Genomic DNA, 21,437 nt, shown 5'->3' with positions numbered 1-21,437 from the left:
TCCCCTACCTCCCTGCCAAGGGCTCGCTAGCGTGCTGCCGATCTGACGGACGCGGAGGGGAGCATATGAGGGGCACACCGCTGCTGTTCATGCTCTTCGTCAGCGCCTGTAACGCTCCCGCAGGAGCTTCGGGGGAGTTCCAGCCCAGCGGCACCTACGCGCCGTCCCGCCCCGCGTCCGCGCCACCAGAGAGCCGCGCAGTCCTGGAACGCTCTGCCCTGACGGCCTACCGCCAGTTCCATCAGGCCTTCGAGCACGCCCTGGAAACCAACGACAGAAGCCGCCTCCCTGAGGTGACCACCGGCCTCCAAGTCCGGCACCTCGACCGAGTCATCCGGGCCAATCACCGCGCCGGCGTCATCCAGCGTGGCCATGCAGTCCCCCATCCCCGTCTGACGAGCTTCCGTCCACCCACGGCCCAGATCGTCGACTGCGTGACTACGTCCGGCCTGTGGACGTACCGGGCCCGCACAGGCGCGCGCGTAGGCAAGCCACCCAAGACCCAGCGCTATCTCCTCTACGTGACCCTCCACCTCACCAACGGCACCTGGAAGGTCGCCTACATCACGCACCCCCGGAATCCGAAGTGCTGACCCCCGCCCACGAGTCAGCCAGCCGCTCTCACGTGCCATCCGTCGCGCGAGCGCCGGTTCATCAGACGCCGACCGGCCAGCTCTCGTTCCGCCGGGCCGATTCCCACATCAGCCGCCCAACTCCGAAGTCGACCGCAGCCAAGCTCCGCTCCGCGGTGCAGCAGGCGAACCTCGCCGCAACGATTCGACGAGGTGTACACGCGGCGTCCGCCGGGTTTCTTCTCGCAGCCACACTTTTCATGGCCATCCCAACGCCAGCCCTGGCAGACGCTAACTGCGGCCGTTCAAGTAGCGGGGGTTGGCTGTGCAACCTCTCCGCTGCCAACAACCACGGAGGTCCTCGCAGAGGGGGCAATGGATCCGTCGGCCACAGCAGCGGGCCCTCCATCGAGGTGCCGTCCATGTGCGCGCCCACGGGCGGGGCCGACCACTGCATAACGCTCCCGGAGGCACCGCGTACGAGCACGGCTGACGTGGCGCAGATGGCCATGGACGCCATCGCCCTTCCCGCGCCCAGGCCGCACACGAGCCCGCGAGGACGTACTTGGGTCGGCCTCCGCACGTTCCTTTGGATCGACCGAAACTCCTGGCGCGCCCACCGTGCCAGTGTCGCCGTGGACGGCCAGACCGTCAGCATCGTCGGCCGTCCGACTCATGTCGTCTGGAACATGGGCGAGGCCCCGATCACCTGTCAGGGCCCCGGCGTCCCACAGCAGGGCACGTGCTCGTACACCTACCGCCGGGCCGCTTCGTACCAGGTCAGCGCCACTATTTACTACTCGGTCACCTGGACGTGCGCGGGTGCCTGCGACACGCCGGGCGGCACGTTCGGCCCGCTTCCGGCTACCACAGACCTCCGACTAGTGATCGGTGAGATCCAGACTTCGACCCGCTGATCGACCGCATCCGGCCGGAACCACCCCCGTATTTTCGGACAAATCGCCACATCCGCCACCAGCGAGACATGCAACACTAAATTAGGTTCTTGACTCATACCTCCCAGTACCTGTTTGCTCTTTCGTTCGGAACCCCCCTCAAGCAAGCTCCTTACGGAAGGCAGCACGTTGCGTCTTTCATCCCCTCGAATTCTCATCGCGGGCGCCTCGGTGGCGGCCCTGGCGGCCGCCGGTGGCGTGGCCGTCGCGGCCACCGGCGACGCCCCCTCCAAGCCCGCCGCCAAGGTCGCGGCAGCATCGGCCGACTCGCAGGTAGTCGTCTACCAGCCGAAGGAGACGGCCAAGCAGGTCCAGTCCTACTGGACGGCGGCCCGCATCAAGTCGGCCAAGCCCGTCAAGGTGCTGAACGTCGAAGCGCCGTCGGTCGCCGAGGCCCAGGCAGAGGCTTCGGCCCTCGCCGCCCCGGCCTTCGAAGGCGCCCCCTCCCTCCCCGAGGTGGGCGGCAAGTCCGGCTCCGCGTCCGCGCAGAACCTCGCCTCCGCCCAGGCGGTCGTCGAGGCCCGCGTCTGGAAGAAGCACGGCACCGCCCCGGCCCGCACCCTGGGCAAGCTGTACTTCGACGTGCCCGGCGGTCGCGGCAGCTGTAGCGCCACCGTCATCACGGCCAAGAACAAGCGGAGCCTCTGGACCGCCGGCCACTGCGTCCACGCCGGTAAGGGTGGCGGCTGGTACCGCAACTTCGCCTTCTTCCCGGACTACCCGGCCAAGAAGGTCGCCTGGTCCGTCGACAACGTCGTGGCCCTCAACCCCTGGATCCGTAACAGCGACAAGCGCTACGACATCGCCGCTGTGACCGTCCGCCGGAAGGGCGGCAAGGGCATCCAGTCCACCAACGGCAGCCAGGGCTACAGCTTCGGCTACAAGAAGCGCAAGTACTCCATGTACAGCTTCGGCTACCCGGCCGACCGCCTCCCCGGCGGCAAGCGCTACGCGAACAACAACCTGCTGCGCTACTGCCAGGGTAAGACGTACGCGGTCAACTACGGCGGTGGCCACATCGCCCTCGGCATGAGCTGCACCATGGGCCACGGCGCCAGCGGTGGCTCCTGGATCTACGGTCTCAACCGCAAGGGCTACGGCCGCATCGCCGGCCTGAACAGCATGCACAGCCTGAGCACCAAGGCCATGTACTCCCCGTACCACGGCTCGCAGGCGGTCGCCGTCTACAAGGCGATCTCCAAGCGCTAATCGAGCGAGACCAAAGAACGCCCCCGCCGACCCGGCGGGGGCGTTCTGCGTCTCTCGCAAGCAGGCATCGCGCCAAATCCAATCCGGCCTGTTGCGATACTCCAACCTTTGGCCTCACCCTTTGCGCAAGGGCGCTGCCACCTGGGAGGCGAGATCGGCTCCGTCCAGGCCGAATCTCGACAGCAATGTATCCAGGGCGGGGCTCGGCCGGCTGAGAGCGCCCAGCAGCAAAGTCTCCACAGTGCAGAGGTCTTCGCGCCGAGGGCTACGCCCCAGGATTTCGGCCGCCCGGCGGTGTCCCTCTTTAGCCAGAGAGAGAAGATGCCCTCCAGGCAGACCACCTGTCGGCGGGGGATGGCCCGTGACGACCTCAGAGGTCATTCCGCTTTCCACGAATGGACGAATCGCGGGAAAACACGTCTCCCAGCCCGCACCGAACTGCACACCCTCAGCGCTCACTGTTTCGTAGACCGCGAGCACCGCGGCGACAATCTGCTCCGGCTCGCCGGCCCCGGCCCGCTCAGTTGTCGCGGCGGCCAGTCCATTCCTCCAGTGCAGGTCTTCGGGCCGTCCAGGGATTGAGTAGGGACCTGCCCGCAACGCCCAGCGCAGAACATGGCCAGCCGGACGCACAGCCCCGTCAGCCCAGCCGATCGCCCTCGGGCCGCTGGGACCGTACGCCGCGGTGACCTGCTGAAGCAGCTGATCGGCTGACACTCCCAGCTCGATCAGCGCCTCACGGGCCGCGCAGTCCGCGTGGGCCAGCAGAGCCAGGAGTTGTTCACTGCGGCTGCGAAGGTGAAGAGGCGTCGACCCACTCGTCCTCCTTCGGCTGCCCGCGTGACCCCCAAGACCAAGATCGCCTTGGGGGGCGCTGGGGTGCAAGGGGTTGGCCTTGGCCGGATAGGTAATGCGGAAGGTTAGGGGAGGTTGGGTGGGGGCTTGGGCATCTCGATGGGGTCTGTTTGGTCGCGGCGTTCTTGGGTCCAGTACTTTTCGGGGTTCTCGGAGGGGACGTTGTGGACCACGGGCTTGGTGGGGTTGTCCGGCTCTGGCTCGGCGGAGCCCACGGTGGCCAGGCCAACGATGGCGGCCGCTGCGGCGGCGGTGGCCAGCCCTGCCAGGATCACGATGCGCCGTCGAGTCATGCGCTTCCCTCCGGGTTTGGAAGATTGTCCGAAACAGCCTAGAGGGATTGACTCAATCGTGATCTGGCGTCACGAAGATCTCTTCAACCCCGTTGGTACTCCAAGAGGAGTCTGTCTTCGTGACCCGCATGGGCCGTACGGCCGGAGTCCTGATCGCGTGCGTCGCCGTCGTCGCGTCGGGCTCGGCGCCCGTACAGGCCGCACCCAAGAAGATCACCTGGAAGAAGTGCGCCGACGATCGGACGGTGCAGTGCGGCTATCTGAGCGTCCCGATCGACTGGGCCAAGCCCAAGCGCGGCCGCATCAAGATCGCGGTCGCGCGGGTCAAGGCCAAGAATCCCAAGAAGCGGCTGGGGGTGCTGTTCGTCAACCCGGGTGGCCCTGGCGGGTCGGGGGTCGACTTCGCGCTGGACCGGGCCGGGCTCTCGAAGCAGGTGCGCGAACGGTACGACATCATCGGGTTCGACCCGCGGGGCGTCGGGCGCAGCCATGCCGTCAAGTGCGGAAAGGTCGGGAAGATGCCGCGGAGATATCCGCGGAACCAGAGTGACTTCGGGAAGCTGAAGGCGTACCAGAGCAAGCTCTACAAGGCCTGCCGGAAGAAGACCGGGCTGCTTTATGAGTTCTTGGGAGCGGGGAACGTCGCTCGGGACATGGACGCCATCAGAGCTGCGATTGGTGCGCAGAAGGTGTCCTTTTACGGGCGCTCGTACGGGACGTGGCTCGGCCAGCGGTATGCGGAGATCTTCCCCAAGCGGGTGCGGCGCATGACGCTTGACGGGACGATGAACCACCAGGTGAAGGGCGCCTTGGCGTTCTCCGTGGACGAGGCCAAGGGGCTTGAGGCCGCGTATCTGCAGTTCGCCAAGTGGTGTCCCACGTCGAAGTACTGCGGGTTGAGGGGCAAGGACCCCGTCAAGGTGCTCGATGCGTTGATGTTGCGGGCCGAGAAGGGCCGGCTGCACGAAATCGGTGAGCCCAAGGTGCCGTTGGGGGTGCCCGACCTGGCGCAGATGGTCCGCAATTCGATGTACGAGCCGATCGCGTGGGCGCAGCTGAGCGAGGAATTGAAGGAGCTCAGCAGGCAGAAGGGCCAGATCGTCAAGGGGAAGGCGGCGAACGACGATCCCGACGGGATGTTCGCCGGGATTCTGTGCTCCGACTGGTCGTTCCCTGTCAGGAATTACAAGGAGCTCGCCGCCGTCCGGGCCAAGACACGACGGGCGGCGCCGCACGTCCGGATCAACCCGCTGGGATGGGAGGCCATCACGGCGTGCATCGGACGGCCGCGAGGCGCCTGGGACCCGCAGCGGGCATACCGGATCAAGAGCGTGCCGCCCATCCTGGTGGCGGGCTCGGTCGGTGACCCGGCGACCGTGTACCCGTGGGCGGTCGGCGTCCAGCGGGGCGTTCCCGGGACGGCTCTGCTCACATACGAGGGTGCCGGGCATGGCTCGTACGGGCTGAGCGGGTGTGTGCGCAAGACTGTTGACGCGTACCTGCTGAACGGAACCAAGCCCGCGCCGGGCGCGCGCTGCCCGGCGAAGATGCCTGACTTCAGCCAGATGCGCGCGACGAACGTGCCAGACGGTTCCGTCCGGCGCTTCTGACGGTGGATCGGCCGACCCTGTACCCGGACGCTCTGGCGGGAGCGAACAATGGGTCGGCCGACCACCGAAGGGGGCCCGGTAGATCGGCCAGCCCCCGTAGTGCGTGAATGGTGGATTGGCCGACCCTCATGGCCGACGCTCTGGCGGGCGAACGGTGGGTCAACTGACTCTCGGAGCGGCCCATCCGGTGGTCGGCGTTGGGTCGGTCTCCGTCGGGCACCTCATCGATAGGTGGTGGGTCAGCCTTCGTGAAGCGTTCCGTCGGCCAGGAGATCGGCGATTGAACGTGGGAAGACGTAGGCCGTCCCACCGCCAGGCTGGTCGAACCAGGGAACTGCTATGCCGGTCAGCACTCGGCATGGGCGCTGCAGACGGTAGGAGTGGTACGGGTGGTGCGCCCAGCCTTGCGGTAGCGAGCGTTCGGGGAACGGTGTGCGGAGCGCGTAGGTGACGTTGCCTGTTGGCGCGCCATAGCGATCGACGGTTGTCCCTGCCGGAAGCTCGATTTCCTGCCTGTCGCGGAAGAGGCTCAGCGGCGGTTCACCGGCTAGCGGAGTGATGGCTCCGGTGAGTTGTTGCCGGGGTTCGGTGGGCGGCGCGAGGAGGAGCGAGCCTAGGAGATAGGCGGCGGCCTTGTCTGCGGCGTCGAAGTCTGCCGCTTGGACGCGTTCTCCATTGTGGAGGGCGAAGACCTGCCAGCGGTTGTCCTCGTACACCATGCACCACGCGCCCTCGGCCGCCTCTTGCAGCCGGTACGCGGTCGGCGGCACGGCCAGTTCGCCGAGCCGCTGCTCCAGTCGGCGAAGCACCTCAGCGGGACTGGACGGGCGCGCGGGCGTTTGCGACTGAGCGTGGGGTGCTGGCGCAGGGCCGGGCGGGGGCGGCGGAGGTGGGGGCGGCATCACCGGCTCGGCCAACGGCTCGAACACCGTCGCAGCGGGTGGCGAGGGCTGCTGAACGGACTGCGCCACCTCGGCAGCGGGCTCGAAAATCGTCGGTGCGGCGGGTGCCGGCATGACGGACGGCGGCCCGGGTGGAGGTGTCGGCGGGAAGGGCGGCGGCCCGGCAGGAGGCGGCGACGCGATAGGCGGTGGCGCGGCCGATGGCGTAGCAGCGGGCGGCATCCCCGGGGACGGCGTGGCCGCAGGCGGCATGCCCGGGGGCGAGGCGGCGGCCGCAGGCCATGCCGAAGCCGCCCAGGCAGGCGCGGACACAGGCGACGCGGCGGCGGGGTGTACAGGCGGTGGGGGTGGGGGCGGGATCACGGGGATCGGTGGCGCGTCAGAACCGTGGGCAACTGCGGGCGCGGGTGCAGCGGCCGAAGGCGCAGCAGACGGACGCGCAGGGGCCGGAGTGGGTGTTTCAGAGCCTGCGGGTGGTGGGTGTGGGGTGGCGGCTGGGGGTGGGGTTGGGGATGGCACTCCCATGATTAGGTCGCTTGCTGCGCCCAGGGTCGCTTTGTCGACCGGTGGGATCTCAAAGCCCTTGGCGCGGATGTGGGCGACCAGTTCGGGCTCCGGCGGGATGCCGTGTTCGCGCAAGTAATACGCCGTGCCGCCGGACCAGACCCAGGTGCCGTCGGTGTGGAAGGTCAGCGGTACCTTCTCCCCTCGGGACGGGTCGACCATGTCCTTGCCGTACGAACGGGCGGCCATGACGACCGGGGCCTTCCGCAGGTATTCGACGATCTGGTCGACTTCGTGCTGCGGCACGGCAGGGCGGGAGACCGAGGGTCGGTCGTTGTTCGGTCCCATGTCGTCGAAAAGGCGCGCCTCACGCAACCCCTGCGGTGAGGGAGGGGGTGGTGGCGATGCCGGGGCTGGCGGGCCCGCTGACGGCGGTGTGAGTGCGTTGGAGGGCGGCGCGGTGGACTGGGCGGCGGCGGGCTGCGCGGGTTCGTTCAGGCGGCGGGTCATCCACTCGGGGGCGTCGTCGCGGGGGAAGCGTTCGAGCTCCCGCCGCACGTCCTCGGCGCTCGGCTCGGGGCTGAAGTCGGGCTCCTCGTCCCAGGTGTACTTGGCCTGGCACCTCACCTGCGAGTTCTCGAACAGCACCTGGAAGTCCACCCGCGACCAGGTGCTCCCCTGGAAGCCGTACATGCCGGCGCGCAGGCGGTCGAAGAGCACTCCGGCCGAGGCGGGCGGGGGCGGGAAGGCCATGGTGCCGTCCGCCTTGTGCACCAGCATCGGCGGGAACTGCACGTTCTCTCCGACCGCCTGGTAGTACCCGGAGATCATCCGCCAGAGCGGCGGGGCGTGGTCGGCGAGGACGAGGGAGAGTTCGTTGGAGATCAGCTCCATCTGCTCGACCGGGTTGAGCGGCGGCGCGTCCAGGTCGAGCCCGTGGTCCGGTTCGCGGCCCTCCAGCCGTGCGCGCAGCCAGTCGGGGGTGTACGCGTCGTCGCGCGGCAGGACGATCTGGTCGCGGCGCCAGGAGTCCTGCGGGATCGGCGGGTTCCACTCCGGGTCGTAGTCGAAGTTGTAGAGCCGCTGGGCCTCCGCCCCGGGCTCGATCAGGAAGAGCACCGAGAACCACGTTCCCCGCTCGGGGACGTAGTGCGCGCGGCGCAACTCCCCTAGCAGGTCGGTCAGTTCGGAAGGCACGGATTCGGCCGTCGCGGCCTTGCCGTCCTCCTGGAGAACGGTCAGCGCGACGTCGTTCACCGCCACCGTGGCGATGCAGTGCAGGTCGATGCGTTGCCAGCCGGGAGGCGCCAGCTGCGCCGCGAACCGGATGATCTGATCTTCAAGCCCCGCGATGCGCTCGTTCCGCCCCGACACAGCCACGTCCCCTTCAACTTCCGATTCGTCGCGTTCGGCAGGCTATCGGCATCCGGCCCGATCTCCCTGCCGATCGGGCCCCTCCGTCTGAACGATCCGGCGTCCCCCACGTGGGGGAACATGATCACCCGGCGGCGGGAGTCCTGGCTGGTGGCCGCCGCGAGACCGTCGATACGTCCGGGCGGCGCAAGTCCGGATGCCGCAGACGTGGAGGTCCCAAATGTCTCGTCTCGTACGTACCGCCACCGTGACCGGACTCGCCGTCGGGGCCCTCGGCATGCTGCCCGCCAGCGCCACGGCCGCCGCCACGGCGGACGGGGTTACGCCCGACGCTTCGGCCTCCAACGCCAGCGGCGTGGGCGGCCTCTGAGGACGACGACCAACCCCCCGGAAGGCCAACGTCTTCGCATAGATTCCGGCGGTCGCCGTCAACCGCCCGATACGGCGGCCGCCGGTCCCCGCCCGGTCATATCCGCCTGGCCCGGCCGCTCGTTCTCGCGTCCTGGTACCTAGTAGTCGGTGACCTCGAATAGCGTGATGCGTCGTGTCCAGTGATGCCTCCGCGCCCGCGCCGGCGCCCGCCACCGAGTCTTCCGCGCCGTCCGGGCGCCGCAAGCGCAACCGCGGCCGCCGCCGGCTCCGGCTGATCATCGCCGTCGTCGTGGCGCTCGCGCTCGTCCTCGGTGCGGCGACCGTTGGCATCGGCTGGTACTTCTCCGGCGTGGCTACCGAGGTGAGCCACGAGGAGGAGTACCCGCTGACCGTCCTGGACGTTGCCCCAGGCTCGGTCACCCTCCCCAAGGACGAGGTGACGGCGCTCCCCGGCACGTGGGCGCTCGCCTGGAAGGGCGGCCGCGCGATGCTCGGCCCGGTGCTCAGCGACAGCCCCAAGACGGTCGTCCGGAAGGTCACCTCGGTCTCCCAGGGCACGCTCACCAAAGGCACCAAGGTCTACGTGGATCACTGGATCTATGGCGGCGACCCCAAGTCCGCCCTCGGCCTGGACTTCCAGAACGTCACCTATCCGTCGAAGCTCGGCCCGATGTCCGCATGGCTCGTCCCCGGCAAGACCTACAACTCCACCTGGGTGATCGGCGTCCACGGGCACAACGCGGACAAGCTGGAGACCATGCGGGCCCTCCCCGTCGTGCACCGCCTCGGCCTGCCCATGCTCTCCATCGCCTACCGCAACGACGTGGGCGCGCCTGCCTCGCCCGACGGCCAGAACCACCTGGGCGACACCGAGTGGAATGAGGTCACCGGCGCCATCGCCTACGCACGCGCGCACGGCGCGACCGGTGTCGTCCTGTACGGCTGGTCGATGGGCGGCGCCATGGTCATGACGGCGCTCCGCAAGGCCGCCGACCCCGCGTTCGTCCGCGGCGTCGCCCTGGACTCACCGGTCATGGACTGGAGCGCCACGCTCGACAAGCAGGGCGCCGACCGCGGCCTGCCGGGCTTCGTGACCGCCGTCGCCAAGCTGATCCTCCAGCGGCGCATCGGCATCGACCTCGACGATTTCGACCAGCGCCCGTACGCGCCGCGCCTCAAGACCCCGACGCTCCTCTTCACCACGAGCGACGACGAGATGATCGACAACGGCCCCGCCCTCACGTTCGCCAAGACCGCGCCGCCCGGGATGGTCACGCACATCGCCACCTCCGGCGGTCACACCGAAGCGTGGAACGTCGACCCTTCCGCATACGAGAAGGCACTCACGGACTTCCTCGATAAAGTCGAATAGTGGAGCCGCTCACCACCCCTCGGCTGCTGCTGGAGTCCTGGCGGGAACGCCATGCCGCCGATCTCTTCCGGATGTCCTCGGACGAGAAGGTCATGCGCCACATCGGCCAGGGTGTCTGGGATCCCGAGTACGCCGCCCAGCGTCACGCCGCGGCACTCGACCACTGGGCGCAGCACGGTTTCGGCTGGCGCGCCATCCTCGACCGGATCGACCGGACGTTCCTGGGCCTCGCCGCCCTCGGCTGGCTCCGCGACGCGATCCCCGGCATCGACCGCCTCGCCGTCGAGATCGGCTGGTGGACGGAGCCGCACGCGTGGGGACGCGGCATCGCCACCGAGGCCGCGACGGCCCTCATCGACGACGCGTTCCGCCGGGTCGGGGCCGACCTGGTCGTGGCCCGCTGCACCCCGGACAACCTCGCCTCGCGGCGCATCATCGGCAAGCTCGCCATGACCCGCCACCCGCACGACGCGCCCAGCCTCTACGGCGACCTGGTCCAGATCTACACGCTCGCCCGCCCGGCTGTCTCTTCGGACTGAATCCCACTCGCGCGGTTTCCATAAAGCCTGGTCAGCGCGGAGCCGGGGAATGATCTACGGCTCAGGGCGGGTTGGTAGTCCTCATCTGTGGCGTCGAATGGAAGAGGGACGAGAATGGCGGCGACCATGCGTGCGGCGGTGGCGGAGCGGGCCGGGGCGCCCAAGGACGTGCTGCGGGTGCGGGACGTGCCGCGGCCGGAGGTCCGGCCCGAGTGGACGCTCGTCCGGGTCGAGGCGTTCGGGCTCAACTGGTCGGAGCTCATGACGCGCCAGGGGCACTCGCCGAACGTCCGGTTCCCACGGATCATGGGCATCGAGTGCGTCGGCGTGGTCGCGGCCCGCCGATCCGGTCACGGGACGGTGACCGGGGGCGATGGACCATAACCCGGCGTCGGGACGCAGCCTGGCAGAGGGGTGCCGCAGGCTCGCCACCTGTTTCGCCGCCCACGCCACCGGCGCATTAACCCCGACGTGGGTTACGGGTTCACCTCGAGCAGCGTCTTGCCCACGGTGGCGCGGGTCTCGATGGCCGCGTGCGCGTCGGCGGCGCGGTCGAGCGGAAAGCGCTGGCCGATCACGGGCCGGAGCCGCCCGGCCGCGCCCTCGGCGAGCGCGCTCTCGGCGTATCCGCGCAGGAGTTCTGGGGTGAACGCGGTCTCCACGATCGTCACGCCTCGTCCGGCCGCCGTTTCGGGGTCGATCCCGGCCCATTCGCCACTGGCCAGGCCGAAGTTGATGATCCGGCCGCCCTCGCCGAGCAGCTCGAACGCGACGCGGCCGACGGCGCCGCCCACCGCGTCCATGACGATGTCGACGCCGCCTACGGCCTCCCGCACCCGATCTGCCCAGCCGATTTCGGTGTAGTCGACCACGTGGTCTGCGCCCAGCTCGGCGGCCAGCGCCGTCTTCCGTTCGCCGCCCGCCGCGCCGACGACGGTGAGCCCGGCCGCCTTCGCCAGCTGGACGAGCAGCGTCCCGACACCGCCCGCCGCCGCCTCGATCAGGATCCGTTCCCCGGACTTCGGCTTGACCGCCGCGAGCATCATGGTGGCCGTCCGGCCGTCGGCGAGCAGCGCGACCGCGTCGTCCAAGGCGAGGCCGTCCGGCACCTCGATGAGCGACGCGGCGTCCACCACGGCCTTCTCGGCGTAACCGCCCTCGCCGCGCAGGCTGCTGATCACGCGCTTGCCGACTATGGCCGGATCCACGCCCTCGCCGACCTCGGCGACCACGCCGCCGACGCCGTTGCCGGGGATCATCGGCGGCTTGGCCTTGAACGGCCCCGGCAGGCCCCGCCGGAACTGCGTCTCGACGAACGTGATGTTGGCGTACGCCACGTCCACCACGACCTGCCCGGGACCCGCCACCGGATCGGGCGCCTCGCCCTCGACCAGCACCTCCGGTCCGCCGAACTCCTTCAACCACACAGCTCGCATGTCGCTCACTCCTCAACCTGTCGCGCTTACGCGATCAAGGTTGCAACCTCAAGTCATCTTGAGGTCAAGCGGGGCAGGACACTCAGAGCGTGACCGTGTCGTACGCGGCGCGGAGGGCCGAGAGGCGTTCGGCGTCAAGCTCCTCACCGCGTTCGAGCGCTTGGTGGATCTCGCGAAAGTAGTTCTCGTAGCCCGACGGAGTGAGCAGGAAGAGGCAACGGGCCCAATCGTCCGAGGCGTTCCGGAAACCATGCGCGGCCCCCTTCGGAACCGACACCGCCCCACCCGCGCCGACCGCCAGCGGACCGTCGGCCAGGTCGAACGTGACCTCCCCGTCCAGGACCTGGAAGTGCTCCTCATGGCCGTGGTGAACATGCGGGGACGCCCCGATCGCACCGGGCGGGAACGTGTACTCGACGACGGCCAGCGAGCCACCGGTCTGCTCTCCCGACAGCCGGACGACGTACTCCCCCGCCGGAGCCCGCAGCCGCTCGGCTCCATCGGCGGTGGTCAGCGCAATATCGGTCATGCCCGGCAGTCTCCCACCCCGCCATCCCGACCCGACCGGACGGCGATCTGGCCACCCAGCACCCAGACGGCCAGCCGCTCGAACGGCCAGGCAGGCTGGCCGGCGGCCAGACGGTCGCGCGGGCAAGGCGGCCAGCCGGGCGGCCAGCCGGGCGGGCGGGCGGCCAGGCGGTCGGGCGTGGTCGGGCGGGCGCGTGGTCGGGCGGGTGCGCGGCCAGGCGGTTGCACGGCGAGGCGGCCGGACAACCCAGGCGCGCGGTCGGGCGCGCGGTAGGGCGGGCAGGCGGTTGGGCGGTTGGGCGGGCGCGTGGTCGGGCGGTTGGGCTTAAGTGATGTCGCGGCGGATGGTCGTGGCGGTGGCGATGGCGGCGAACGCGAGGCCGTACGCGAGCAGGACGAGCACGCCGCCCCACGCGGGGAGCGTGGGCAGGCCTCCCGGTCCACCGAAACCACCCGACGTGTGGGTTATCGCGCGCACCGCGCCGGCCGGCAGCCACTGGCCCACGTCCGGCACCGCGAACGTGAGGATCGCCTCGACCAGCTGCACCCACGCGACGGCCACGATGATCGCCGCGATCTGGTTGCGGATCAGCGCGCCCAGGCCGAGGCCGACGAGCGCGTACAGCCCCATCGCCAGCACCGTGCCGCCGAGGATGGCCGGCACGTCGTTGTCGAGCAGCGACGTGGATCCGCCCTTGATCGCGAGCGCGGGCCACGCGACCGCCACCGTGACCAGCACGGTCGCGACGCCGAACACCAGGCCGAACACGAAGTACGACACCAGCTTGGCGCCCAGCACCCGGCTGCGGCGCGGCGTGGCCAGGAATGCCTGCGTGATGGTCTGATGACGGTATTCGCCGGTGATCCCGATGATGCCGAGGATCATCATGAACAGCACGCCGGAGCTGGCGTTGGCATAGAACGCCCGCACGGTGTCCGGGTCGGTCACCGGCGGGAACCCCGACTCCTCGTTCCCGAAGTCACTGCCCGCCAGCAGGATCAGGAAGATCAACCCCAGCAGTGCGAAGCCGACGCTGAGCACCAGCATGCCGATCCACATCCGGGTCGACCGGATCTTCAGCAGCTCCGCCCTGACCAGCCGGATCATCGTGCCCTCCCCGACTCGTCGCCCGTACCCGCCGCGCCGCCCGCTTCCGGATCGCCCGATGACGTGCCACCCGATGACGTGCCGTCCGCCTCTGGGCCGCCCGCCTCTGCGCCGTCCGCCTCTGGGCCGCCCGCCGTGAGGGCTGCCTTGCTCGGACGGTCCTTCGCCGAATCCCCCGTCCCCAGGCCCGCGTCCGTCGCACTGCCGTCCGCCGGAGCACTCGCTGCCGGAGCGCCGTCCGGCGGGGGTGGGGGCGCGGGCGGCGGGGCGCTCAACTCGGCCATGGTGAGCTCCAAGAAGATCTTCTCCAGCCCAGAGCGCTCTTCGGCGAGTTCGGTGAGGACCGTCTGGGTCTCCAGGGCTGCGCGCCCCACCGCGGCGGCGTTCAGGCCGGTGACGTAGAGCCGGTCGCCCTCATGGCGTACGACCCCGCCCGCGTTCTCCAGCGCGGCCGCCAACCTGCCGGGCTGCTCGTGTTCCGCGCCATCCCCCGGAGACTCCACGCCGACGCGGAGCTCGTTCTTGTCGCCGACCAGCTCGCTCAGCGGCGCGTCACGCACGACCTTGCCCCGCGTCACGATGACGACGTGGTCGGCGATCTGCTCCACCTCGGACAGGACGTGGCTCGACACGAGGATCGTGCAGCCGACATCAGCCAGATGGCGCAGCATGGCCCGGAGCCAGTGGATGCCCGCGGGGTCCAGGCCGTTCGCGGGCTCGTCGAGGATGAGCACCGGCGGCTCTCCGAGCACGGCGGTGGCGAGCGTGAGGCGCTGGCGCATGCCGAGCGAGTAACCGCCGACACGGCGGTCCGCGTCGTCGGTCAGCCCGGTCATCTCCAGGACGGCGCCGACCCGTTCTGTCGGCAGCCCGGCGGCCATGCACGTCACGCGCAGGTGGTCGCGCGCGCTACGGCCGGGGTGGAATCCGGTCGCCTCCAGCGCCGCGCCGACCTCCTTGGCCGGGTTCTCCAGCTCGGCGAACGAGCGCCCGTTGATCAGGGCCTTCCCTTCGGACGGCCGGACGAGCCCGAGGAGCATGCGCAGCGTGGTCGTCTTGCCGGCACCGTTCGGCCCCAAGAACCCGGTGACCGAGCCGGCCTGCGCGGTGAACGTCAGCCCGTCCACCGCCCGCACGGGGCCGAAGTGCTTGACGAGACCCTCAACTGTGATCACAGCGCGCATCATGACATTCGAGGCACCGGCGTTCAGCGGAATCGACCAAACGCGGCCAGTTCACGACCCGTTCTGAACGCCCCGGGCATAGCGCACCGTTTGCGGCAGCAGAAGCCTCCCGTCGGCAGCGCGCAGCACCTCGGCCGCCTCGCACACCACGCGCCGCGCCTCCTCACGACGATCGGCGGGAATGCGGTCCATCATTCCTCGGTAGCCGCTCGCCCACATGTAACGCCACCACTCGTCCGGACCGTCGAGCCAGATGTCGAACGGCTCGTCCGCCACGTCCACCTGCCCGAACCCGGCCTCGGCCATCAACTCCGCCAGCCGTCCGGCGGGATCGAGCTCGACGGCCGGTGGACGCGTCGTCGCGGGCGCCATGAACGACTCCAGCGCGCCGCGCACGGGCTCCCACTCCGGCCCGAACGTGGAGGCGTAGATCGTCGCCCCGAAACGGCCACCGGGCTTCAGGAGCCGCGCGTACGAACGCAGGGCCGCGGCCGGATCGGGCAGCAGCCGCAACACGAAGCCCGACACGACCACATCGAACGTCCCCGCCGGGAAGTCCGGCGCCTGGGCATCGCCGACCTCCACCGTGACACCGGCGAGCCCCCGCCGTTCCGCGTCCGCCCTCGTCAGGCCGACCATCTCGGGCGAAAGGTCGACGCCCACGACGCGTCCGCCCGGCATCACCGCCTCCGCGACCGGAAACAGGCACGCTCCGCGACCGCACCCCGCGTCCAAGACGATTTCGCCCGCGACCACGCCGACCCGTGCCACGAGCCGCGCACCGTTCGCGGCGTAGAACGCGGGTCCGATCTGGTCGTAGTCGGCGGCGGCCTCGCGGTAGATCCGGGCCACCCTGGCCTGCTGTTCCTCGTACACCGAACTGATCACCCGCTTCTGAGGGCGGACGCCATTGCGTAATCGCGGTCGCGGCAGCACGATACTGACCGTGCGATATGCGGCGAAGACGTGATGGCAGACCCTCGTCCGGCTCCGGTGACCGACGCCCAGCGGGCGGCTCTGGCCGACGAACTGGAGATGCGCGGGTCGCCGCTCTGTGACTGCGCCGGCGCCGGTCCGCCGCCGATCAGCCCGCTGACCGGCGGCGCCGTGGCGTATCACTGCGAATGCGCGGCGGTACGAGCCTCAGCCCTGGTGCGCCGGGCCGCCAGCCGCACCCGCCACGCCGCCGAGTGCGGCTGCGGGCTGGCCGACGACGTGGCGGGCCGGTTCTGGGACGAGGCCAACCTCGCCGAACGTCCGGGCCCTCGCGGCCCTGGCTCTGGAGCCTGCTGACGTCAGGCCTGTGCCCCGTTCACCATGGCCTTGGCGCAGGCAAACACTGTCTCCTTCGTAATCCTTTCCGGCGGCCCGGTCAGGAGTCCGAAGACCGCGTTGCCGAACGGCAAGACCAGGCCCTGGATCGACACCTCGTTCACTCTGGTCAGGGTTTCCCGCAACGCCGGCCGCCGGGTCGACTCAAGGGTCAGCTCGCAGATCGCCAGCCAGCGTCGACGGTGCTGGGTGACGGCCGTGAACAGCGCCCGTCCGACCACCTCGACGAGGTCCTTCCCGACGAAGGTCTCCGCGCCGTGCAGCTCGGCGACTCGCTCGGCCGCGGCCGCGAGCAAGGCATCCCGGCTGCGGAAGTAGTTCGACGCCGTGCCGACGGGCAGCCCCGCCCGCTCGTCCACCGCCCGATGGCTCAGACCATGCACGCCGACCTCGCCGAGCACATCGATCGCCGCATCGGCCATGGCCTGTCGGCGTTCCGTGTTCTGTGGCGGCACGCCTCGGACCCTAGCCCCTGATAGATCGCGACGCCGTCACCCACGCCCCGCCAAAATCAGTTGCCGTCGCCCTCGGCCTGCCGCAGGATCGGGCCCCATGACCACGATCTCCGTCCTGCCACTGCCCGCCACCGCCCTCCCGGTGCGCGTCCAGCAGCAGCCCGGCGGCTGGAGGCCGACGCTCTCCCGATCGTGATCGCCGCCCTCGTCGCGGGGCTCCTCGCCGGCTATGGCATCGCCATGCCCGTGGGAGCGGTCGCGACCTACCTGGTGGCCCTCACCGCCCGCACGTCCCTCAAGGTCGGCGCCTTCGCCGCCCTGGGCGTCGCGACCGCGGACGGCCTCTACGCTCTCATCGCCACCCTCGGCGGCTCCGCGCTCACTCCCCTGCTGGAGCCCATAACCCAGCCCCTCCGCTGGTGCTCGGCTCTGGTCCTCCTGGCTCTAGCAGTACGCAGCGCAGTAAAGGCGACCAAGAAATCGGCCACCATCGAAGAGACACCGCCCAGCCCTCCCCGCGCCTACCTCGCGCTCTTGGGCATCACGATGATGAACCCGACCACCGTCGTGTACTTCGCCGCCCTCGTCCTGGGCAGCGGCACCACCACCGGAGCCCTCGAACAGGCCATCTTCGTCACCGCAGCCTTCGCGGCCTCCGCCAGCTGGCAACTGGTCCTCGCCGCCGGCGGTGCCCTGCTAGGACGAGCCCTCACCGGCCGCCGCGGCCAGCTCATCACCACCCTGGCGTCCAGCGCCCTGATCGCGGCGCTGGCCGTCCACCTCCTTGTCCGGTAGATCCCTGAAGCGACAGAAGGCTCACGGGTGAGAACCTTTCCGCAACGAATCTCTTTTCTCGCCACATTGACCTCTGTAAGCTTCCAGCCGTACTCGCCCCGTTGTCGGCTGGTTGATCAGGTATAGCGATGCGCGCCCGGTTGGTACGTTCCGTCCCCCCTCCCGGGCCCCGCCGCGCGCTGACAGGAGCCGCCGCGGCGGCCCTCCTGGTCCTGACCGGCTGCGGCACCGACAAATCCAGCGGCGACTTCGAGCCCCAGGGCGCGGCGTCCAACGGCAACCCCGCCACAGACCCCACCCAGCAAGCCGCCCCACCCACGATGTCCCGCCAGCAGATCGACAAGCTCGTCCTCCAGCGCTACCGCGAATACCAACGCGTCTACAAGCGCGTGTACCAGGCGAACGACCCTGCGCCGCTCAACGCCGTCGTGACGGAGCCGCTGCTGAGCTCCATCACCAAGGACGTCGAGGCGATGGCGGCCAAGAACGAGATCTGGCGCTTCACCAACATCTTCAATCCACGAGTCCAGAGCCGTTCGCAGGACGGCACCGCAGTGAACGTCATCGACTGCGTGCGCACTCTCGCCGCCTACCGTTACTCGACCAAGACTGGGAAGCGCTTGGGCGGAGGACCAGGTGACGCCGTCGCCTACCTGACCACTCTGAAGTACGACGCCGGCACCTGGAAGGTCGCCGACTCTAAGCGGGGCAATTCATGCTGACAGGGCGCTGCACATCACTCGTCTCCATCGCGGCCCTCGGCGCGGCGACCATCGTCGCGCTTCCCACGACGGCCTTGGCAGACCCATGCCAAAGCAGCAAGAACAAGGTGCGATGCGGCGCTTACGGCGAACGTCCGGGTAGTGGCGGCGGCGGAACCGGTGGTGGCGGCGGTGGCGGTTCGACCGGTCCAGGAAAGGCGGACGACTGCCCGGAAGGCGGCATCTGCGCACCGCCAGCCGACCCGGGCGAAGAGCCCATTCCGACCGCCGCGGTGGTCGAAATGGCCATGGACGAGATGTCGTTCCCGCCTCCGGTGGTCCACACGAGTCCCGAAGGTAAGACGTATGTGGGCGTCCGCACGGGGTTGTGGATCACCTCCCGGGAGCCCGGCCAGGGCGTCTTCGCCGACCGGAGGGTCCAAGCCGAGGCGGGCGGCCAGGTCGTCACCGCCGTCGCGATCGCGCAGGGCGTGACGTGGAATACGGGGGAAGGCTCCGTTCTCTGCAAGGATCCGGGCAGTGCCGCCAGCACCACGTGTGGCCACACCTACAAGCGGTCGTCCCATGGCCAACCCAACGGCAAGTACCAGATCAGCGCCACGATCAACTGGTTGGTCACCTGGCGCTGCGAGGGCCCCTGTGAACCGCGGACGGGCACGCTCACTCCAGAAATCCCCGCGGGCACCGAAGAGCTGACGGTGGGAGAGATCCAGACCGGTTCGCGGCCCTGACCCCTGAGAACACCTGGAGGGTGGCCTGTGGGCCTGAGAAGACCGCTACCGCTCGGCATCGCCACGATTCTCGTCGCGGGGCTCACTTTGGCGGGCTGCGGTGGTGACGACAAGAAGGCCGCGCCCAAGAAGACCGCCACGCCTTCTGCTGTTACGCCCAGCGTTCAGCCGTCCTACGACGCGGCAAAGGTTCGGGCGGCGCTCCTCAAGCCCGGAGACGTCGGGAAGGGGCTCCGCGAGGTCCAGGTCTCCCTGCTTCCACTCCAGGACAAGGAGATCCCCATCTGCTCGCTGGGCGGGGCGAAGGTCGACGGTGACCCCGGGCTCACGATCCGGCAGCTCACGGATCGGCAGAGCTCGACTTCCCGCACCAACTACAGCCAGCTCGTCGCGCACTACGACAGCGCTGAGGCCGCCGCTCAGGCCTTCGCCAAGGTGAAGGCGAAGGCCACCGGATGTCCGGCCAAGAAGCGTGTGGACGCCAAGAGGGTGCCGGGTAAAAGGGTCGTGCTGTTCTCCCATGACGACACGTGGAAGACCACCGAGGACACCGTTGCGGGTTGGACACACCTGCGCGGCTTCGAGCGCCAGCTCTACTCCGCCTCGCAGACGACGGAGAACGTCCTCTACTTCGTGTACGACTACGCCGTGCGCGGCAATGTCGTCGTCACGACGGTCTACTGGGAGCGCACCAAGCCCTCCAAGCCCGGAGAGCCGACCGCAAAACGGGCGACGGAAATCCTGACCAAGCAGCTGCAGAAGATCGGCTGATCCGGGGTCGCTCATGTCCGTGCGGGAGCCTTCAGCCAATGGACGCCTGCACGGGTTCACGGAGCTCCGGGTGCTCGGCTCCGGGGCACAGGGGCGCGTCGTGCTGGCACGGGCGGACGTCTCCGGCGAGGTCGTCGCGATCAAGTACCTGGCCGCCGGGCTCCTCGGCGATGCCCACGGCCGCGCGACCTTCCGCAACGAGGCCGCCCTGCTCGCCCGGGTGGCTGATCCGCACGTGGCCCGGCTGCGGGCCTTCGTCGAGTACGGCGGCGGCGCGGCGATCGTCATGGAGGCCGTCCACGGGAGGTCGCTGCGCAAGCTCCTGGACGAAGAGAACGCGCTCCCTGCGGAAGCCGCGCTGACGATCCTCAAGGGTTCGTTGCTGGGCATGGCCGCCGCGCACTCGGCCGGTGTGGTTCACCGCGACTACAAACCGGCCAACGTGATGGTCCAGGACGACGGCCAGAGCAAGTTGATCGACTTCGGCGTGGCGGTACTGAACGGCGGGCGCAGCGTCGCCGGTACCCCCGCCTACATGGCACCCGAACAATGGGACGGCGGGCCGGCGGCTCCGGCGACCGACATCTACGCGGCGACATGCGTCTTCTACGAATGCGTCACGGGAAGGACGCCGTTCATCGCGACCACTATGGACGCGTTGAGAGAGCAGCATCTCACTCGCGTCGTTCCCCTCGACGACCTTCCGGAGCCACTGCGTCCCCTCGTGATGAGAGGGATGGCCAAGCGTCCTGACCAGCGGTTCGGAAACGTGCGCGAGTTCGTCGGCACGCTCGACGTGATCGCGGCCGCAGCGTACGGCGCGGACTGGGAGCGCCGCGGCCTGTACGCCCTCGGCGCGACGGCCGCCCTGCTCACCGCGGCGTTCCCCGTCGCTCTGCTCGGCGGAGCGGGCGCCTCGATCGGCGCCGGCACTGCGGCGGGCGCGGGTGCGGCGGCAAGCGGCACCGCGGGCGCGGTCGCCTCAGGCGCGACGACCGGCGCGAGTGCGGACACCGGCGCGGGCGCGACCACCACGGTCGGCGGGACGGGTCAGGCGGTCGGCCGCCCAGGTGTGATCGGGAAGGTCGGTGGCGTCAAAGGCCTGGTCGGCGCCGGAACGGTGGTGACAGGGGTCGTCATCGGCTTGCTGCTCTGGCCGTCCGGGCCGACCGTCGGCGGGGAGTCCCACGGCACGCTGAACGCCTACTTCACACAGCCCGCTTCGTTGCTCAACCAGCCCTACATGCCCGCCTCGGAGACCCCGTTCATGAAACTGGATGTCACCGTGTCTCCCGCCAGGATGAAACCGGGCACGAAGGTGACGGTGAAGACGCACGTCCAGGCTCGGACAGTGTCGGGCGCCAAATACCTTCCCGGTGGTCAGCGCCAGTGCTTCGGCGCCAAATCGAAGCGGAACGACGTCAACGGCGCCTACCGGTTCGGACTCGGCAACAGCGTTCCGGACGCCAAGGACAAGAAAGCGCCGGCGTGGTTCTACCGAACCTCCAAGTCCGATGCCAAGAAGCTTCCCACTGGGACTGGCACCTACGTCGTGGCGGAGTCGAAGGCCGTGAACGTGTCCGAGCCCTACGTTCCCAACGACTGCGCGTACCGCAGCACCTGGGACGACGTCCGGACCTTCACCTTGCCGGATACCGATGAGCTGAAGCCCGGCCGCTATCTGATCTCGCCCGCGGGTCCGCCACGCTTCGTCACCGTCAAGCGAGGCAAGGCGGCGATTCCACCGGAGTCCGTTGGCGCGCGGTCAGACGGCGCACTCCCCATGGTCACCGTCTTCTGGGATTGAGAGTTGCCGC

The 21,437-nt window shown here is 69.4% G+C and carries 22 protein-coding genes; 14 read left to right on the top strand and 8 right to left on the bottom strand.

The window, feature by feature from the left end; all coding sequences use genetic code 11:
• Positions 1–65: 65 nt before the first annotated feature.
• The 3 genes from ACGFNU_RS42340 to ACGFNU_RS42330 all read left to right on the top strand — a co-directional run bounded on the left by ACGFNU_RS42340 (position 66) and on the right by ACGFNU_RS42330 (position 2,737).
• Positions 66–593, top strand: a complete 528-nt coding sequence (locus ACGFNU_RS42340) for a hypothetical protein (RefSeq protein WP_392602283.1) — start codon at positions 66–68, stop codon at positions 591–593.
• Between the two features lie 401 nt (positions 594–994).
• The gene (locus ACGFNU_RS42335) at positions 995–1,489 is read left to right on the top strand and encodes a hypothetical protein (protein WP_392602282.1); all 495 of its coding nucleotides are present in this window, start codon (positions 995–997) and stop codon (positions 1,487–1,489) included.
• 168 nt (positions 1,490–1,657) lie between these two features.
• On the top strand, positions 1,658–2,737 hold the full coding sequence (locus ACGFNU_RS42330; RefSeq protein WP_392602281.1) for a trypsin-like serine peptidase: 1,080 nt from the start codon (positions 1,658–1,660) through the stop codon (positions 2,735–2,737).
• A 920-nt stretch (positions 2,738–3,657) separates the two neighbouring features.
• Here ACGFNU_RS42330 and ACGFNU_RS42325 read toward each other — a convergent pair.
• Positions 3,658–3,885, bottom strand: coding sequence for a hypothetical protein (locus ACGFNU_RS42325; protein WP_392602280.1), 228 nt, complete (start codon positions 3,883–3,885; stop codon positions 3,658–3,660).
• Between the two features lie 128 nt (positions 3,886–4,013).
• Between ACGFNU_RS42325 and ACGFNU_RS42320 the strand changes: the two genes are divergently transcribed.
• Complete coding sequence (locus ACGFNU_RS42320; protein WP_392602450.1) at positions 4,014–5,495, top strand: alpha/beta hydrolase; 1,482 nt, start codon at positions 4,014–4,016, stop codon at positions 5,493–5,495.
• Between the two features lie 239 nt (positions 5,496–5,734).
• Here the strand turns inward: ACGFNU_RS42320 and ACGFNU_RS42315 are convergent, their stop codons facing one another.
• Positions 5,735–8,275, bottom strand: coding sequence for a TNT domain-containing protein (locus ACGFNU_RS42315; RefSeq protein ID WP_392602279.1), 2,541 nt, complete (start codon positions 8,273–8,275; stop codon positions 5,735–5,737).
• Between the two features lie 220 nt (positions 8,276–8,495).
• Here ACGFNU_RS42315 and ACGFNU_RS42310 point away from each other — a divergent pair, with 220 nt between their 5' ends.
• The 4 genes from ACGFNU_RS42310 to ACGFNU_RS42295 all read left to right on the top strand — a co-directional run bounded on the left by ACGFNU_RS42310 (position 8,496) and on the right by ACGFNU_RS42295 (position 10,942).
• The gene (locus ACGFNU_RS42310; RefSeq protein ID WP_392602278.1) at positions 8,496–8,645 is read left to right on the top strand and encodes a hypothetical protein; all 150 of its coding nucleotides are present in this window, start codon (positions 8,496–8,498) and stop codon (positions 8,643–8,645) included.
• Positions 8,646–8,819: 174 nt separating this feature from the next.
• Positions 8,820–10,019, top strand: coding sequence for an alpha/beta hydrolase family protein (locus tag ACGFNU_RS42305; RefSeq protein WP_392602277.1), 1,200 nt, complete (start codon positions 8,820–8,822; stop codon positions 10,017–10,019).
• The gene (locus tag ACGFNU_RS42300; RefSeq protein ID WP_392602276.1) at positions 10,019–10,558 is read left to right on the top strand and encodes a GNAT family N-acetyltransferase; all 540 of its coding nucleotides are present in this window, start codon (positions 10,019–10,021) and stop codon (positions 10,556–10,558) included. The genes ACGFNU_RS42305 and ACGFNU_RS42300 overlap by 1 nt, the downstream gene beginning before the upstream one ends.
• Positions 10,559–10,672: 114 nt before the next feature.
• Entirely contained in the window at positions 10,673–10,942 is a 270-nt protein-coding gene (locus tag ACGFNU_RS42295) for an alcohol dehydrogenase catalytic domain-containing protein (RefSeq protein WP_392602275.1), read from the top strand.
• Between the two features lie 92 nt (positions 10,943–11,034).
• Here the strand turns inward: ACGFNU_RS42295 and ACGFNU_RS42290 are convergent, their stop codons facing one another.
• The 5 genes from ACGFNU_RS42290 to ACGFNU_RS42270 form a co-directional block, all read right to left on the bottom strand.
• A complete protein-coding gene (locus ACGFNU_RS42290) occupies positions 11,035–11,994 on the bottom strand; it encodes a zinc-binding dehydrogenase (protein ID WP_392602274.1) in 960 nt (319 codons plus the stop codon).
• Between the two features lie 82 nt (positions 11,995–12,076).
• Positions 12,077–12,523, bottom strand: a complete 447-nt coding sequence (locus ACGFNU_RS42285; protein ID WP_392602272.1) for a cupin domain-containing protein — start codon at positions 12,521–12,523, stop codon at positions 12,077–12,079.
• Positions 12,524–12,847: 324 nt separating this feature from the next.
• Complete coding sequence (locus ACGFNU_RS42280; RefSeq protein WP_392602271.1) at positions 12,848–13,630, bottom strand: ABC transporter permease; 783 nt, start codon at positions 13,628–13,630, stop codon at positions 12,848–12,850.
• Complete coding sequence (locus ACGFNU_RS42275; protein ID WP_392602270.1) at positions 13,627–14,805, bottom strand: ABC transporter ATP-binding protein; 1,179 nt, start codon at positions 14,803–14,805, stop codon at positions 13,627–13,629. The genes ACGFNU_RS42280 and ACGFNU_RS42275 overlap by 4 nt, the downstream gene beginning before the upstream one ends.
• Before the next feature lie 60 nt (positions 14,806–14,865).
• Positions 14,866–15,702, bottom strand: a complete 837-nt coding sequence (locus ACGFNU_RS42270) for a class I SAM-dependent methyltransferase (protein ID WP_392602269.1) — start codon at positions 15,700–15,702, stop codon at positions 14,866–14,868.
• Between the two features lie 81 nt (positions 15,703–15,783).
• Here ACGFNU_RS42270 and ACGFNU_RS42265 point away from each other — a divergent pair, with 81 nt between their 5' ends.
• Complete coding sequence (locus tag ACGFNU_RS42265) at positions 15,784–16,107, top strand: hypothetical protein (protein WP_392602268.1); 324 nt, start codon at positions 15,784–15,786, stop codon at positions 16,105–16,107.
• A gap of 2 nt (positions 16,108–16,109) precedes the next feature.
• Here the strand turns inward: ACGFNU_RS42265 and ACGFNU_RS42260 are convergent, their stop codons facing one another.
• Positions 16,110–16,601 (bottom strand): TetR/AcrR family transcriptional regulator, encoded by a 492-nt coding sequence (locus tag ACGFNU_RS42260; protein ID WP_392602267.1) that lies wholly within the window; start codon positions 16,599–16,601, stop codon positions 16,110–16,112.
• A gap of 192 nt (positions 16,602–16,793) precedes the next feature.
• On the opposite strand from ACGFNU_RS42260, the gene ACGFNU_RS42255 reads away from it, so the two are divergent.
• The 5 genes from ACGFNU_RS42255 (at position 16,794) to ACGFNU_RS42235 (ending at position 21,427) form a co-directional block, all read left to right on the top strand.
• Positions 16,794–17,396 carry a LysE/ArgO family amino acid transporter gene (locus tag ACGFNU_RS42255; RefSeq protein ID WP_392602266.1) on the top strand — a complete coding sequence of 201 codons (603 nt, stop codon included), beginning with the start codon at positions 16,794–16,796 and terminating at the stop codon, positions 17,394–17,396.
• A 128-nt stretch (positions 17,397–17,524) separates the two neighbouring features.
• Complete coding sequence (locus ACGFNU_RS42250) at positions 17,525–18,118, top strand: hypothetical protein (protein ID WP_392602265.1); 594 nt, start codon at positions 17,525–17,527, stop codon at positions 18,116–18,118.
• Between the two features lie 281 nt (positions 18,119–18,399).
• Positions 18,400–18,849, top strand: coding sequence for a hypothetical protein (locus tag ACGFNU_RS42245; RefSeq protein ID WP_392602264.1), 450 nt, complete (start codon positions 18,400–18,402; stop codon positions 18,847–18,849).
• A 27-nt stretch (positions 18,850–18,876) separates the two neighbouring features.
• Positions 18,877–19,620, top strand: coding sequence for a hypothetical protein (locus ACGFNU_RS42240; RefSeq protein WP_392602263.1), 744 nt, complete (start codon positions 18,877–18,879; stop codon positions 19,618–19,620).
• 19 nt (positions 19,621–19,639) lie between these two features.
• Positions 19,640–21,427 carry a serine/threonine-protein kinase gene (locus ACGFNU_RS42235; RefSeq protein ID WP_392602262.1) on the top strand — a complete coding sequence of 596 codons (1,788 nt, stop codon included), beginning with the start codon at positions 19,640–19,642 and terminating at the stop codon, positions 21,425–21,427.
• The last annotated feature ends 10 nt before the right edge of the window (positions 21,428–21,437 follow it).

It is taken from the genome of Spirillospora sp. NPDC048911, from assembly GCF_043198015.1.
Lineage (GTDB): Bacteria > Actinomycetota > Actinomycetes > Streptosporangiales > Streptosporangiaceae > Spirillospora.
This window is presented reverse-complemented; position numbering and strand designations above follow the sequence as displayed.

Coding starts and splice junctions, on each gene's coding strand:
- ACGFNU_RS42340 (WP_392602283.1), top strand. CDS start 66: ATGAGGGGCACACCGCTGCTGTTCATGCTCTTCGTCAGCGCCTGTAAC.
- ACGFNU_RS42335 (WP_392602282.1), top strand. CDS start 995: ATGTGCGCGCCCACGGGCGGGGCCGACCACTGCATAACGCTCCCGGAG.
- ACGFNU_RS42325 (WP_392602280.1), bottom strand. CDS start 3,885: ATGACTCGACGGCGCATCGTGATCCTGGCAGGGCTGGCCACCGCCGCC.
- ACGFNU_RS42320 (WP_392602450.1), top strand. CDS start 4,014: ATGGGCCGTACGGCCGGAGTCCTGATCGCGTGCGTCGCCGTCGTCGCG.
- ACGFNU_RS42310 (WP_392602278.1), top strand. CDS start 8,496: ATGTCTCGTCTCGTACGTACCGCCACCGTGACCGGACTCGCCGTCGGG.
- ACGFNU_RS42295 (WP_392602275.1), top strand. CDS start 10,673: ATGGCGGCGACCATGCGTGCGGCGGTGGCGGAGCGGGCCGGGGCGCCC.
- ACGFNU_RS42290 (WP_392602274.1), bottom strand. CDS start 11,994: ATGCGAGCTGTGTGGTTGAAGGAGTTCGGCGGACCGGAGGTGCTGGTC.
- ACGFNU_RS42285 (WP_392602272.1), bottom strand. CDS start 12,523: ATGACCGATATTGCGCTGACCACCGCCGATGGAGCCGAGCGGCTGCGG.
- ACGFNU_RS42280 (WP_392602271.1), bottom strand. CDS start 13,630: ATGATCCGGCTGGTCAGGGCGGAGCTGCTGAAGATCCGGTCGACCCGG.
- ACGFNU_RS42265 (WP_392602268.1), top strand. CDS start 15,784: ATGGCAGACCCTCGTCCGGCTCCGGTGACCGACGCCCAGCGGGCGGCT.
- ACGFNU_RS42250 (WP_392602265.1), top strand. CDS start 17,525: ATGCGCGCCCGGTTGGTACGTTCCGTCCCCCCTCCCGGGCCCCGCCGC.
- ACGFNU_RS42245 (WP_392602264.1), top strand. CDS start 18,400: ATGGCCATGGACGAGATGTCGTTCCCGCCTCCGGTGGTCCACACGAGT.